The 13,999-nt window shown below is 43.5% G+C and carries 12 protein-coding genes; 7 read left to right on the forward strand and 5 right to left on the reverse strand.

The window, feature by feature from the left end; all coding sequences use genetic code 11:
- Nucleotides 1–125: 125 nt before the first annotated feature.
- On the reverse strand, nucleotides 126–1,022 hold the full coding sequence (gene dapA / locus P364_RS0127375; RefSeq protein ID WP_024633218.1) for a 4-hydroxy-tetrahydrodipicolinate synthase: 897 nt from the start codon (nucleotides 1,020–1,022) through the stop codon (nucleotides 126–128).
- A 111-nt stretch (nucleotides 1,023–1,133) separates the two neighbouring features.
- Here dapA and P364_RS0127380 point away from each other — a divergent pair, with 111 nt between their 5' ends.
- The gene (locus P364_RS0127380; RefSeq protein ID WP_024633219.1) at nucleotides 1,134–2,006 is read left to right on the forward strand and encodes a LysR family transcriptional regulator; all 873 of its coding nucleotides are present in this window, start codon (nucleotides 1,134–1,136) and stop codon (nucleotides 2,004–2,006) included.
- 113 nt (nucleotides 2,007–2,119) lie between these two features.
- Here the strand turns inward: P364_RS0127380 and P364_RS0127385 are convergent, their stop codons facing one another.
- Nucleotides 2,120–4,429, reverse strand: coding sequence for an MMPL family transporter (locus tag P364_RS0127385; protein WP_024633220.1), 2,310 nt, complete (start codon nucleotides 4,427–4,429; stop codon nucleotides 2,120–2,122).
- A 47-nt stretch (nucleotides 4,430–4,476) separates the two neighbouring features.
- Nucleotides 4,477–5,097 (reverse strand): TetR/AcrR family transcriptional regulator, encoded by a 621-nt coding sequence (locus P364_RS0127390; protein ID WP_024633221.1) that lies wholly within the window; start codon nucleotides 5,095–5,097, stop codon nucleotides 4,477–4,479.
- Between the two features lie 325 nt (nucleotides 5,098–5,422).
- On the opposite strand from P364_RS0127390, the gene P364_RS0127395 reads away from it, so the two are divergent.
- On the forward strand, nucleotides 5,423–6,304 hold the full coding sequence (locus P364_RS0127395) for a phosphotransferase family protein (protein ID WP_024633222.1): 882 nt from the start codon (nucleotides 5,423–5,425) through the stop codon (nucleotides 6,302–6,304).
- A 35-nt stretch (nucleotides 6,305–6,339) separates the two neighbouring features.
- On the opposite strand, the gene P364_RS0127400 is transcribed toward P364_RS0127395, so the two are convergent.
- Together P364_RS0127400 and P364_RS0127405 are read right to left on the reverse strand one after the other, a co-directional pair.
- Nucleotides 6,340–7,263, reverse strand: a complete 924-nt coding sequence (locus tag P364_RS0127400; protein WP_024633223.1) for an alpha/beta hydrolase family protein — start codon at nucleotides 7,261–7,263, stop codon at nucleotides 6,340–6,342.
- 15 nt (nucleotides 7,264–7,278) lie between these two features.
- A complete protein-coding gene (locus tag P364_RS0127405; RefSeq protein WP_024633224.1) occupies nucleotides 7,279–8,391 on the reverse strand; it encodes a helix-turn-helix domain-containing protein in 1,113 nt (370 codons plus the stop codon).
- Nucleotides 8,392–8,725: 334 nt separating this feature from the next.
- Here P364_RS0127405 and P364_RS0127410 point away from each other — a divergent pair, with 334 nt between their 5' ends.
- The 5 genes from P364_RS0127410 (at nucleotide 8,726) to P364_RS0127430 (ending at nucleotide 13,916) form a co-directional block, all read left to right on the forward strand.
- On the forward strand, nucleotides 8,726–8,995 hold the full coding sequence (locus P364_RS0127410; protein ID WP_024633225.1) for a CD3324 family protein: 270 nt from the start codon (nucleotides 8,726–8,728) through the stop codon (nucleotides 8,993–8,995).
- A 235-nt stretch (nucleotides 8,996–9,230) separates the two neighbouring features.
- Nucleotides 9,231–10,202 (forward strand): alpha/beta hydrolase fold domain-containing protein, encoded by a 972-nt coding sequence (locus tag P364_RS0127415; protein WP_024633226.1) that lies wholly within the window; start codon nucleotides 9,231–9,233, stop codon nucleotides 10,200–10,202.
- A gap of 325 nt (nucleotides 10,203–10,527) precedes the next feature.
- Nucleotides 10,528–11,835: an NtaA/DmoA family FMN-dependent monooxygenase gene (locus tag P364_RS0127420; RefSeq protein WP_024633227.1), complete on the forward strand. Its 1,308-nt coding sequence runs from the start codon at nucleotides 10,528–10,530 to the stop codon at nucleotides 11,833–11,835.
- Nucleotides 11,836–11,913: 78 nt separating this feature from the next.
- Entirely contained in the window at nucleotides 11,914–12,855 is a 942-nt protein-coding gene (locus tag P364_RS0127425; protein WP_024633228.1) for an ABC transporter substrate-binding protein, read from the forward strand.
- Between the two features lie 134 nt (nucleotides 12,856–12,989).
- Entirely contained in the window at nucleotides 12,990–13,916 is a 927-nt protein-coding gene (locus P364_RS0127430; RefSeq protein WP_024633229.1) for a helix-turn-helix transcriptional regulator, read from the forward strand.
- Nucleotides 13,917–13,999 lie beyond the last annotated feature (83 nt).

A 13,999-nucleotide genomic window follows, 5' to 3' on the forward strand; every position in this document is an offset into this window, starting at 1 on the left:
ATCTGTGTTTAAACGTAAAACAACCAGTGTGAATGTATCCGTACTGGTTGTTTTTATTGCCATTTCATTATGTCGCATTTTATCAGATCAATGTATTCATCAATCGTAGCAAGATTTGCGCTTGTTTAAGTAGGTACGACCATATTTGCGAGTGTATCCAAGAGCCTTTGTTTTGCTATCTCGGATGCGCCAGTCAGCGGCAAACGCAATTTTGCAGAGGCGATCAGCTGTTGCTGAGCAAGCCACCATTTGATCGAGGCTGGAGCAGGTTCTGCAAATACATCACTAATCAGCGGCTGCAGTTGCTTAAAGCTGTCTCTTGATGCATTCACGTCACCAGATACAAAGCGTTGATACACGTCCACATACCGTTGGGTATGAATATTGGCAGAGGCCACCATCCCGCCTGCGGCACCTTGGCACAGCATCGCATGGAAATACGCATCCTCGCCGCATAGTACAGGTTTCGTTTCATATTGAGTTAGAGCCAGCAGCAGATCCAAACCGCCAGTGCTGTCCTTCAGGCCAATAACCCCGTCCAGATCCAAGACTTTCCTCATCGTATCCAAGGTCATTCGACTACCGGTTCGAGCAGGAATCTCATAGACCAGAATCGGCAGTCCTGTCCGGGACGCGCTGGAGAAATGCTCCAGAATACCTTCTTGCGTGGGCCTGTTGTAATAGGGAGTGACCACTAGGGCTGCATCTGCTCCTAATTCTGCGGCCATTTCGGTCCGATGAACCGTCGAATAGGTGTCATTTGTTCCTGTCCCTACAACGATGGGTATGGTTTTGTTCAGACTTTTCAAAATCTCTTTGGTTACCTCAACCATCTGCTTTACTTCATCCCAGGAGACGGTAGGAGATTCTCCTGTCGTGCCGTTTACGACTAAACCCTGAATGTCATGTTCCGCAAGATGGGTAACATACTTCCGATATGATTCAATGTCCAACTTGTTGTCATCCGAAAAAGGGGCAATTACCGGTATATAAATTCCTTGAACATGTTGTTCGTTCATCATAATCAACGACCTCTTCCCGTTATATTGAAACTAATGTATCATAGGAACCAGCATCACAGTTACCTATAACAAATGATGGTTGTCATCAATATTTTCGATGAGGTGAGCAAGTTGGACTTAATCTATCTTCAGACGTTCAGAGAAGTCGCCATTCGCGAGAGCTTCACCAGAGCCGCAGAAGTGCTGGGTTATGCACAATCCAGCGTTACTACGCAAATTCAAAAGCTGGAAAAAGCATATCAAGTCAAACTGTTTGAACGCTACAGCAATAACAAGATTCGTTTAACTTCTGCCGGGGAAGAGCTGTTCAAGCTTGCCGGACAGATGTTGGAATTGTTTGAGCAGTCCAAGGAAAAAATGGCGAAGCAGGGCGGTGGCTCTTTGACGATTGGTACGATGGATTCCATCGCTTCTTATTTTTTACCTCCATATATGCAAGCTGCCCGTAAGGAATACCCGGATCTCAACATACGATTGCATACGAATCGTGAGGGATTGATTTTGCATCAAGTCAGAGAGGGTGAAGCCGATATCGGGCTTATTCTCGCAGATGATTCGAGTGATCCAGCTTTGCAGTGGATTACCATTCGTCAAGAACCTCTATTGCTGATCGTCCATCCGGAACATCCGCTGATCGCCAAGGCGCAGATTGAATTGAATGATCTAAAGGACATGGAATGGATCATGCCTGAAGATACCTGTAATTACAGGCAGCTGCTTGAACGGGTACTTCGTGCAAATTCAATCCCCTATCGGATTGGTCTGGAACTTGGCAATCCGGAAGCAATCAAAAGAAGTATTAAGTCAGGAGAGGGTATCTCAATTCTGCCGCAAATGGCTGTAATGGAAGAAATCGAGCGGGGGGAACTGAAAGTCTTGCCCCTTGAACATGCAGAACTTCAACTCGAAATTCAGCTCGTTCTTCATCCAAAGAAGTGGGTATCCAACGCACTTCACTATTTTATGGAAAGTTTGAAGGAATAAAGCACTATAAGGTTGGTGGAATCATTTTTTAAAAGCCGGAAGATAAACAAAAAAAAGCCCATTGACCGAACTGGTCAACGGGCTTTTTTGTACTATCATCAAATACTTGACGATCAAGACTTAGAGTTGGAATGATCTTTAGCATTAAGTGTAGCAATCAGCTTCTCGCCCTCAACGTCCAGATTCGGTAGAATGCGATCCAGCCATTTTGGAAGCGACCAAGCCTTGTCTCCGAAAATAGCCATGATGGCAGGAACCAATCCCATCCGAATAATGAAAGCATCAATCAGAATTCCTACAGCTAATGTGAAACCAATCTGTTTGATCATGACGTCATCTGTGAAGATGAACCCAGCAAATACCGAGACCATGATCACCGCTGCGGCAACAACCACACGACTTACCTGGTTATAACCATGAACAACAGACTCTGTTCCTCTGTGACCGTGTACGTATGATTCACGCATCGAGCTGACAAGGAAGACCTGATAGTCCATTGCCAAGCCATACAGGATACCTGTCACAATGATCGGCATAAAGCTCAGCAGCGGGCCGCCAGTGTCGAAACCAAAGAGCGAATGTAGCCAGCCCCACTGGAACACAGCAGTAGTGATCCCGAATGTAGCCAGAATACTAAGAAGGAAGCCGATCGTTGCTTTAATTGGAACGATAATCGAACGAAATACCAAGAGAAGAATGATAAGCGACAGCAGGATAATAATTCCTACATAGATCGGGAATACCTGCGCCAATTTGGCTGACATATCAATGTTAACGGCAGTGAAGCCGGTAACACCAATCTTAACGTCATTCGTCTGTGCAACGCTCGATTCAGTAGATCGCAGCTCATTCACCAGATCTTTGGTGATTTTATCGTTGGGACCCGTTTCGGGAATAAGACTAAAGATAGCCAAATCTTCTGTCATGCCTAGCGGTGTAACCTGTGCAACGTTATTTTGGCTTTGGAGTTCCTTCAAGAGATTGCCCAAGAGTTCCGGAGTCACCTGAGCGGAAGAATTGTTAGGCTCTGCGACCAGAATAAGGGGTCCGTTAAATCCTTCTCCGAAGCCTTCGGATATGGCGTCATAGCCTTGTCTTGCTGTCGTGTCCAGATTCGCTGAAGAAGCTCCCGGGATACCCATTTCCATTTTTGTTATAGGTGTGGCTGCAGCCCCAAGAAGCACGACGATGGCAATAATGGTGATCCAACGATACTTGATAACGAATTTCACCCATCTGTGAGCAATCCCGTGGCCAGCCGCTTTAGGATGTTTGGTGCTTTTCTCGCGTGCTTTAGGAGAACAGATGCGTTCACCCACCAATCCAAGTAAAGCGGGCAATAGCGTAAGGGCAACAAATACGTTAATAAGAACGGTAGCCGCGGCAACCAAAGCCATCGTAGATAAGAAGGTGAGACCGATGACGAGCATACCGCACAGTGCAATGATGACGGTTAATCCGGCAAAAAATACAGCGCTGCCCGATGTGCCAATGGCTCTTGCTGTGGCCTCTTGTGCACTCAAGCGTTGATCAATAATCATTCGCCGCTGGCGATTGACAATGAAGAGAGCATAATCGATTCCGACGGCGAGACCAACCATGAGAGCCAGGACGGAAGTAACACTTGGCATTTCTATAAATTTGGAAATCGAGAACGCTCCACCTACTCCAATGGCAACGCCGAGGAGTGCAGTGACAAGAGGCAGACCTGCCGCAACGACGGAACCCAGGGTGATTAGCAAAACAATGATAGCAATGATCAGTCCGATAATCTCTGCCGATCCCACACCGATCGCTACCGTTTTGAGCGTTTCGCCCGGTAGAACGGTGATGTTGGTTCCTTGCTGGGCAGTCATAACGGAGTCAATTACCGAATCAAAACCATCTTGAGTAATTGCAGACTGCTCAATGGTAAACTGAAATTGAAACAGGGCAACCTTTCCGTCAGAAGAGAGAAGGACACCAGGTACAGGAACGCCATCCACCATTAGAGGACCATAGGGAGGAGGAGAGGCTGTAGCTGATTGCTGCTGCATATTCGCAGCCTGAGCCATGTCTGCGGATGCTCCCGAACTGCTAGCTTCAGCTGCATAATCCGCAGGATTAATCACATCCTTCAATCCGTAAACTTCACTAACACTTTTCATTATTGCAGCCAAGCGTTCAGGTGTATCCAAGCGCTCGTTGTCAGGGGCTTTGAACACAACACTTCCTTGACCGCCAGAGGCCGCTGGCAATTCTTTTGCTAATTGATCCAAGACCTTCTGTGATTCTGTGCCTTCAATTTTCATTTCAGAACTGATATGAATACCATTGATACTGATCATAGAAATGACAATACCCAGAATCAATACCCAACCGATAATGAAATACCCCGGTTTGCGAAAAGCGGTTTTCCCCAATCTATACAATAATGTAGACATATATCTATTTTACACTCCTTCTATGGTGAAAATGAATTGCTGGCGCATCAGAATCCTTTGCGCAAATAACTAAACATGGTTTCTAAAAACTCATCGAATGCTACAGCTTCAGTGGTTGGATAGTCATTCTTCTTTTGTCCAGGGAGCAGCACATTAAGCCTTCCGTCAATTAAAGGAAGAATGATCCCGTAAACTGCGTTTATAAGAAGATAAGTATATACCTCGTCATCATTTCCGTTAGACAAGTCTAACAATGTTTCTTGCGCAGTCGTCTGCATCTGGTGCAATACTCCAAGGAAATGCGGCTCTAACACCGGGTATTTTTTGGAAAGTAACAAAAGCTCACGCAATCTTGCTATGAGATCCGCTGTAAGCTGCATCTGGATGAGTTGATACAGAACGTCAAGCAAGGAGGTATTTGGGGGAATCTGGGTGAGTAAATTCTCGAACTCAGTAGTGTTATGAACAGCTGTAGCTCCCATCGCAACAGCTTCTTCCTTACATGTGAAATAGTTTGCGAATGTTCTTCTGGAGTATCCGGCTTTTTGCACAATATCTTCAACAACGAAGCCGTCCAGACCATGTTCAAGTGCAAGTTCAAATGCTGCGATCGCTAGCGATTGCTCTGTCGCTTCTTTTTTTAAATGCCGCAAAGTTGGTTTGGCCATTATTTTCCGCTTATGCGTACACCTCCAACATGGCTGTTTCTGTGGGGAAGCGATCGTAAGTTGTTGACTTCATTTGGAATTCACACGACTCCTTTCTCAGGATCATCTTAACTTAAATTTGCCCTTTAGGCAAATTTGCTCAAAGGGAAAATTTATAGCTGTGTGATAAACGTAAAGCTTCGTCCTTTGTCGGTTTCCGACATCTGACGAACAGGTTGAAGGCCCTAGTTTCGAATTGTATTATAGAATGGCAGATCATTAAATCAGCGAGCCACATCAAACAGGCTCGCTTTTATATTAGAGCGCCAAATAGAGGAGGTTCCGCATGAGTTCCATTCTAAACGTGATAGAAAAGCTAAAACTGAAAGTCTTGAATATTGAAGATGTTCCGGAATCATTTAGTTCGGATGTATATAAACTTACTCTAGCTAATGGAGAAGACGTTTATGTAAAGATTCCATTTAACAAGGATAAGCTTTTTCGTGAATTTCAGATGCTTGAAACATTGAAGGGGGTATTACCTGTTCCAAAGGTATTGGACATTTGGTATGGGGATGAAATGACTACGGGTGCGTTGCTTCTCTCAGCAATTCATGGTGTGCCTTGTACAGAAAATATTGATGAAAAGCTATCTTTTCAAATAGGGGTGTATCATGCAATGCTCCATGAGCTGAAAACGCCAGGATATGGTTATCATTCAGCCGACGGCTTTCATTTTTTTGAACAAAATAATTGGCGTCTACACATCAAAAGTAATTTTGAAAAGTGGAAAGAGCCCTGTAAAGAGCTCCTCGATCCAGCATTGTATGAACGTTGCATTCTTCATTTTGATGGTGATTTCTCTGCTTTACCAGATCCTGACGGACCATGTTTTGTACATATGGATTTTAGACCAGGCAATATACTGGTGAATGGTAACAAGGTTGCTGGTATTATTGATTTCGAGAGTGCTCGCGGTGGCTCCTCTGAAATAGATTTCACTAAAATCAATAGATATATTTGGGAAGTGAACCCGAGAACAAAATCCCCGTACATTGAAGGTTATGAAACGATTCGTACTATGTTAAATCTCGAAATCGTATTACCATTTTATAATTTTTACGATGCTTTTAGCGCCGTTGCTTGGTGTAAAAACAGAGGAGTTGAAAAAAATCAATCGTTCCTTCAGGAAAGTATAGAAGTTTTGAAGAAATCAGTAGGTTATTGAATTGAATAAACGTCCAACAGGTTTGGCTGGTTTTCCTAAATGGAAAGAATCCAGTCTGAAATGTCATTTATCACTTTCTTATCAACATGCTGCGCAACTTTATACTCTTTTTTCATTTTTAATATCTCTCCGTAAACAGCTGGCATAAATAAATGATTTAAGTTGGGGTAAAGTTTAAACGTTACATTTGGCTTTTCACCCAATAAGTCTTTGTAAGCCTTAAAATCTTTGTCTACGGATACATGGAAATCTCGATCTCCCTGCAAAATGAGTACGGGTTTATCTAATACGTTGAGGTAATTAATGGATGGATGTTCTCCCATCTCTTTGAAGTAGTAGGCTCTAGAATATTTCCCCAAAACTACAGTTGATTTTGCTTCTTCATCACTTAACGTATAGGTTTTATCAAACTTGGATGATAGTGCTGCGATTTGTTTCTTAGCAATCATTTTCAAAAACATATTCAACGACGCTAAAACATCGTTATTTTGGTCCATCAAAATTTCTTCTAATTTTCGTGGAGACCCACCCATAATAATGATACCAGCAAAATGTCCACCTTCTGCATCAATTCGTGGAGCTAACATCCCTCCTAAGCTATGACCGATAATAAATATTTGGTTTGAATCAATACGTGAGTCTTTACGTAATAAATCAGCTGCGAGGATAGCATCTTCCATGGTTTCTTCTTTCACGGATAATCCGGTTTCGTTTTTCATTTCTTTTCCATAGACGAATGTTCTTTTATCGTATCGCAGCACAGCAATTCCTTTCTCCGACAACCCTTCGGCAAGGTCTTTAAAAGGGTAGTTATTGCCGACTTTTTCATCCATATCTGCAGGGCCAGAGCCATGCACCAATACCACGGCTGGAACTTTGGATGAGCAATTCTCTGGCAATGACAAAATGCCATTCAAAGGATATTTCGTTTCTTGGCCAATGATTAGCTTCTCATTCATACCCATAACCTCCGATCAACTTTTTTCTTGCAAAAAATGATTCATTTTTTGAATTAGTCCTTGATACTCGGGTACTTCACGTAACGAATTGAACGCTGGATTCATCAGAACATCCCTCATCATGCTATTCTTGATAACCTGCTCGCTGCGGGGAGCGGTGACGTCGAAATCTTTCAGCCACGGATCAATCAGATCAAAGAAGGAATCTCCACGAAGCTCAAAAGGAAAGAAGCCTTCCACGCAGGTATCCACATATTTTTCAAGGAGTTCAATCGATTTCTCAGGAAATTTGTTCACGCAATATAGATGAGCGCCTAGTGCGTAAAGCAGGATGACATTGTTTGGATTTAGCCGTTTCATATCAAAAATCCGTGCAAAATCCAACGCTCTCTTAAAAGCTTCTTCTGCTTTTTCGATATGATCCATATTTAATTGGAAGACGTTCAGCAGCCCTTGAAAGACTGCCATTACGTGCTGATACAGTTCAGCCTGCAAGGTTTCTTTGGCTTTGCCGATATTGCCGATTAGCTGATATGCCTTTGAAATTAACACGCCCTTCGGCATCATGGGCCGGACGGTCTCCCCCAGTGAATCTAAGACCCGTTGCGGACTCCTTAGCGATAGAAAACAAACGGATTGATACAAAACCGCATCGCTCGAAAGCTGCATATCGCCACTTTCGGTTTGAATCCGTTCACATAGCGTCACGGCTTCGTTAAGAAGCGCCTCTTTTTGCTCTTGTGTTCTCGCCAGCGTAAAGTGATTTGTGTATAGCCTGACCATCTGCAATAAGAGTGGAAAGCAGGCGTAATATTTTTTGATGATCGCCGTACATTCTGCAATCACCTCATCAAAAGGGAGAGAAGCAAAATCATTAGCGAGTCGGGTGTAGAGATTTACGATGTCCGACTGCTCCATTTGCGGGGAATAGCCCATCAAATCGTCAATGCTGATGTTAAAATAGGCCGCAAGCCGTGGAAGAAATGTGATATCAGGATAGCTTTGTCCCGTTTCCCACTTGGAAACAGACGCTTTGGAAACACCGATAAATGCAGCAACCGCCTCCTGTGTTAACCCTTTTTCTCTGCGTTTTGCTACAAGAATCGATGATAAATTAATTTCGCTCATTCAACATCACCTCTGATTATGATTATACGGTTTATAAAATCAACTCCCAAGCGACTTGTCGTTGACTTATGTTAAAAAAATCAACCATTGAGAAACCTCATTGAGAAATAATCTGGTCCGAAGTGATTATATTTATGCTATACTGGCTAACGTAAAAGGGGGGTGCTTTACTGATGGAGAATCTGTTAAGATTGTCTGTGACTTTCTTCACTTGTGCAAAGCCAATATTGGAGAAGCGTTACTTTGCATGGGGCTAAATCTTTTCTAACGCTAAATAAGCTTTTCTAATGTATTGGCTTTGCACCTTATTTTCTAAAATAAGGAGTGAAGCAGAGTGAAATATACAAACGCTAAAAAAATATTGCCCGAAAAGCTAATTATAATGATTCAAGAGTATGTCCAGGGAGAGACGATTTACATTCCGAAACAGGAAAAGGAATATAATCATTGGGGGAGTCTAAGTGGCGGGAGGCAATGGTTAGATCTCCGAAATACCACGATCAGACAATCCTTTAAGAATAAAAGCAGTATTGAGCAGCTTGCTAAGGACTACTTCCTCTCTGTTGAAACCATTAAGAAAATTGTGTATTCCAAAAATAAGTAGTCAACGGCACTGATGAATTTCTTCATCAGTGTTTTTTTATGTCAAAAACGATTCTAACTTATTGTTTTCATTTGAATCGTTTAGTGCGTTCTTTACAATATGAATAGGCACTAGAGAAGTCGATACAGCGAGAGAAAAAGGTAACTTTTGATTTGGATTCAAATCGGGAATACTGGCCCATTGGAGAGAGCAGCACTTCATTGGAAATGATTAAGAGAGCGAGGAAATGGTAACTATGAATGAACCAAAAAGCAGAAGCAGACATCTGATCGATCAGGAGATCGTGAGTGCGATTGATTTAATACCAAACACCGATCTTTCTGCTGCCACCCTAATGGAAGCACGGGAAAGTCAAACAAAAATGATGCCGCAAATCGATGTAACGCAGCTGTTTCCTGTCACATTCGAAGAAAGGGCGGTGCCAAGTTATTTTGGCGGACCTGATATTCGTATAGAAATTATCAAACCCCGCCAACCAAAGCACAGTAAGATGCCGTTATATTATTCAATTCACGGTGGGGGAATGGTTATGGGCAGTCCGGTAGGAGACCGACAAGGCAATGCGGCACTGGCTGTCCAACATGGTTTTTGTTGTGTATCTGTTTACTATCGGCTAGCGCCGGAACATATTCAGCCAAGTCAGTTGCAGGATTGTTATTCGGGTCTGAAATGGTGCATTGAGCATGCCGAGGAATTAGAAATAGATACTGAGAAAGTCGCTCTTGCGGGCAGCAGTGCTGGTGGTGGATTGGCGGCGGGTCTAGCCCTGTACGTTCGCGACCAGAAGGAATTCGACATCCATCATTTAAGACTGCGCAGCCCAATGCTCGATGACCGTACGAGTATTTTGCCAGATCATCCATATGCCGGCGAGTTTGTTTGGACCAAAAAAAGCAATTATTTCGGTTGGAAATCAGTATTAGGTCACGAACCTGGACAAGAGGGAACAAGCGAGTATTACGTACCAGCACGTGCAAAATCTTTGGCTGGTTTACCATCCACTTATATGAGCATAGGCAGCATTGATTTGTTCATAGATGAAACCTTGTTATTTGCCAAACAACTTGCCTTTGATGGTGTCTTAATCGAATTGCAAGTACTCCCTGGATATCATCATTTGGCTCCAATGTTTCCGAATGCACATTTTTCTCAAATAGGTGCCACCTCTAGTGAGTACGCTTTGTTGAAAGCTCTGGAGTTACTTTGATTATAAGACTGATTTAGAGATGGAATCGAACCGAGACAACTGGGCAGCAAACAGTATAGATGACACAGGATAGAGCATTGAAAGATACAAGCCGCGTTGATGCGGCTTTTTTCGTGTCTTTAAAGAGAAACAAGAACCTGACCTTTTGCCACTCAACCATAGTTTAGATAATTGTGCATATCGGATTTGTAACTTGTGTATTCAAATTTGATTAAATCCTTGCTAAACTTTGTTTTGATAATGAGAATCATTATTATTAAATAGAGGCTGGATTTGACCGGGGGGCTTTCTAGGAGCAAATCAATGATAAGAAAGGTTGGTAGAAATGAGTTCAAACAGACAACTATGTATTGGATTGTCCTTAAATGCAACGTGGAATAAAGGTGACGGTTGGCGACACCGGAATAGCGGAGTGGAGCAAACGGGATCCATTGACTATTATATTCATTGGGCAAAAATGGCGGAGAACTCAAAGCTCGATTTTCTTTTCAGAGCGGATTATCTATATATTAGCCCGGCGATGTTAGGCGATTCTTCTAATTTCGGCAGCCCGGATCCTACTTTGTTTTTTGCAGCAATAGCTCGTGAAACGAACCGTATTGGACTGGTTACGACCATTTCTACGACGTTTAATCCGCCGTATATTGTTGCTCGGCAGCTTCAATCCTTGAACTGGCTAAGCAATGGACGTGCCGGCTGGAATATTGTTACTTCTATCGAGGGCGCCGATAATTTCGGCAATTCTCCAATGCCATCCCCGGAAGAACGGTATGCGAAGGCTATAGAATTTACGGATGTGGTATGCAAGCTTTGGGATAGTTTTCCGAATGAGGCTATCGTTATAGACCGTGAGTCAGGCATGTTTTCTGATAAGGAAAAAGTGAATGCTATTCATCATTCTGGTGAATTTTTCAGCGTAAAAGGGCCGTTAACTCTACCTTCTCATCCATCGGGAACCATTCCTCTGTTTCAAGCTGGTGCTTCGGATATTGGACGGAATTTTGCCTCTTTCGTAGCGGATGCTATTTTTGCGGCAATGCCAGATCTGGAATCAGGTGTGGAATTGCGAAGTGATTTGAGAAAAAGGGCTGTAGAACATGGGCGCGATCCGAACACGATTAAAGTTTTGCCGGGGTTATATTTTTTCCTGGCCGATACGCACGAAGAAGCGCTTGAATTACATAAGGCTGCTCATGCCCATTTAAATATTGAGCGCAGACATGCCTCTCTCCAATCGTTAATGGGCCTGGATTTAAGTGGTTGTTCCTTAGATCAACGCGTAACCGAAGATATGCTTCCAGATCCTGATCATGCTGTCCGCAGCCGTACACATGCTGAGCTGTTGCGTCGATATATTACAAAATATCAGCCTACAGTGAAAGAGATTCTGGACCGGCCGGAGGTTGTCGGATCTGCCCATTGGGTATCTGTGGGGACAGTCGAGACGGTAATGAATGATATTATTGAGCGGGTTGAGGCAGGTGCTATTGATGGGTTCATCGCCCTGCCAGGCGGTTCAGAAAAATCGATGGAGATATTCTTTGAAAAGCTGATTCCAAAGTTAGTTGAAAGAGGTTTATTCAAAAGTGAATATACCGGGGAAACGTTGCGTGATCATTTGGAGGGTTCATAGGTCATTATTGGTTTTTAATTTTCAAAGCGAAAGCATGTGTACACACAATATGGATAACGTATCGTAGGGGGATGCTGTATGAACAAATTAATGGGATGGATTGCATCAATAATTATAATTGCAGGAGTACTGGGCGGATGTTCTGAAACGCCAATCGCAGTTACTCCTGAAGCCAGCAAGATCGAGGGTGAAGGATGGCCAAGAACGATTGAAGATGCCAGCGACAATGGAGTGGTGCTCGAGAAACGGCCAGAGCGTATAGCGGTGCTTCATCCCTTATATTTGGATTACTTTTTTGCTTTGGATACTCCTCCAATCGCATCAATCAGCGCGTTGGAAGCATTGGAAAAGTTTGCTACGTTACAGCCTTACGCCAAATCTGCTGATATTATTGATTTGGGAAGCGACTCAGCGAATTTGGAAAAGATTATTGCCGCTCAGCCTGATGTAATTGTAACCTTCAAGGGGTCTGTGGACACCATTTATGATGAGTTGAACAAGATTGCTCCAGTCATCTTAATCGACTACACGGATACCTGGGACAAAACGACGATGCTTCTTGCTGAGGTTGTTGAAAAAGAGAAGTTGGCGAAAGAACTGATTAAGGAAACCCAAGAAATGATAGCAAATACGAAAAAGCATTTAGGTACTCTTGAGGATAAGACCTTTGCCTTGTTGCGGGTTGATGGAAAAGCAAATTTTTATGCTCAAGGATCTAAAAATACAATGTACTATAATCAAACTGCGGGCTTTGGGTTGTTGGCACCGAAGGGGTATCCTGAGGGTGGTGAATCGCTTACGCTGGAAGGTCTATATGACATGAATCCCGATTATATTATTATCCAGCATGATATTGACGTTGCAAAGGCAGCTGTGAAGGAAAAGGAATCTTCGAAGGTATGGAATTCACTGAAGGCTGTAAAAAACAACCATGTTGTTATATTTGATAATTCCCTCAATAGTGCGAGTATCCTGGCTGTCCGTTTGGCCTCAGAGTATTTTCTGAAATTGGCTGAATAATAATTGTTATACAAAAGATCCGATTGCTGATACTGAGCGCAATCGGATCTTTTGGTGCCAGCAGACAGATCGACTTCCGGTTTGCCTTTTTGCTATGCAAACGTATAATGAGAGCTTGAAGGGAGAGGATCGTCATGACCATCGAAGCCAGCTTTCGCCGGGCCAATCACATATGCAATCGTTATATTACAAAAGTAGAGCAGACGGGACTTTCCTTATCCATTTTATACTGGGGATTCATGCCCGATCATTTCGACAATGCCTTCCATCGGCATTCCTTTTTCGAGGCCTGTTATGTGGTAGAAGGTGAAGGAAGTTACATAGAACAAAACCAGCATTATGCTTTAAATAAAGGAACAGCTTTTCTCTCTCTTCCAGGCACATGGCATCAAATCCGCAGCCAGACTGGGCTGACGCTTTGTTATGTTGCTTTTGAACTGGATGAAGCGCACACCGATGTTTATTATACTGAATCCTTCCGTCGTCTAGCCGAGCTTGGGCAAAGCGTAGCGCAGCAAGCGGACCTTACGCCCACTGGGCATTTATGGCAAGCGCTCATCGCTTCTTTCGATTTACCCGGGGCAACTCTTCCTCTTGCTGTAAAGCAAATTTCCGCTTCTCTTCTGTTATCCATAGCGGATTTGCACGTTCCTGCCAGAACAGATTCGGCCGATACAGGAGAGCAACCCGTGGAACCCAATACGTTGTTTCGCCAGGCTAAACGGTATATTGATGATAATTTGATCAATGAGCTTACACTTATGACGGTGTCGAGCCACCTCCACATTTCGTCGCGTCACCTAACTCGATTGTTTCAGGAAAATCTGGGGCAGTCCTTCGTCCACTACATTCAGGAACGACGTGTGCAGAATGCCGCTTGGCTCCTGTTAAATGAACAGACTCCAATCAAAGATATCGCCATCCAGTGCGGGTTCCAATCCGTGCACTATTTTACCCGAATCTTCACCCGCGAGCTTGGCGTTTCCCCTGCCAAATTCCGCCGCATTCAGTTTGCCGAAGGCCGTTCTGGCAAAATGCACTTTCCGCCCCCAATGTCCTGATTGTACAAAAACGTAGCTTGATCGTTTAAAGACACTATCTCCAACTCCCTATAGAATGATGACATAAATCGATAGAGAGTTGG

This window comes from Paenibacillus sp. MAEPY2, from assembly GCF_000499205.1.
GTDB classification, from domain to species: Bacteria; Bacillota; Bacilli; order Paenibacillales; family Paenibacillaceae; genus Paenibacillus; species Paenibacillus vandeheii.

Excerpts from the sequence above, each read along its gene's own strand:
- P364_RS0127395 (WP_024633222.1), top strand. The coding sequence starts at position 5,423 with ATGAGTTCCATTCTAAACGTGATAGAAAAGCTAAAACTGAAAGTCTTG.
- dapA (WP_024633218.1), bottom strand. The coding sequence starts at position 1,022 with ATGATGAACGAACAACATGTTCAAGGAATTTATATACCGGTAATTGCC.
- P364_RS0127390 (WP_024633221.1), bottom strand. The coding sequence starts at position 5,097 with ATGGCCAAACCAACTTTGCGGCATTTAAAAAAAGAAGCGACAGAGCAA.
- P364_RS0127400 (WP_024633223.1), bottom strand. The coding sequence starts at position 7,263 with ATGAATGAGAAGCTAATCATTGGCCAAGAAACGAAATATCCTTTGAAT.
- P364_RS0127425 (WP_024633228.1), top strand. The coding sequence starts at position 11,914 with ATGAACAAATTAATGGGATGGATTGCATCAATAATTATAATTGCAGGA.
- P364_RS0127415 (WP_024633226.1), top strand. The coding sequence starts at position 9,231 with ATGAATGAACCAAAAAGCAGAAGCAGACATCTGATCGATCAGGAGATC.
- P364_RS0127420 (WP_024633227.1), top strand. The coding sequence starts at position 10,528 with ATGAGTTCAAACAGACAACTATGTATTGGATTGTCCTTAAATGCAACG.
- P364_RS0127430 (WP_024633229.1), top strand. The coding sequence starts at position 12,990 with ATGACCATCGAAGCCAGCTTTCGCCGGGCCAATCACATATGCAATCGT.
- P364_RS0127385 (WP_024633220.1), bottom strand. The coding sequence starts at position 4,429 with ATGTCTACATTATTGTATAGATTGGGGAAAACCGCTTTTCGCAAACCG.
- P364_RS0127405 (WP_024633224.1), bottom strand. The coding sequence starts at position 8,391 with ATGAGCGAAATTAATTTATCATCGATTCTTGTAGCAAAACGCAGAGAA.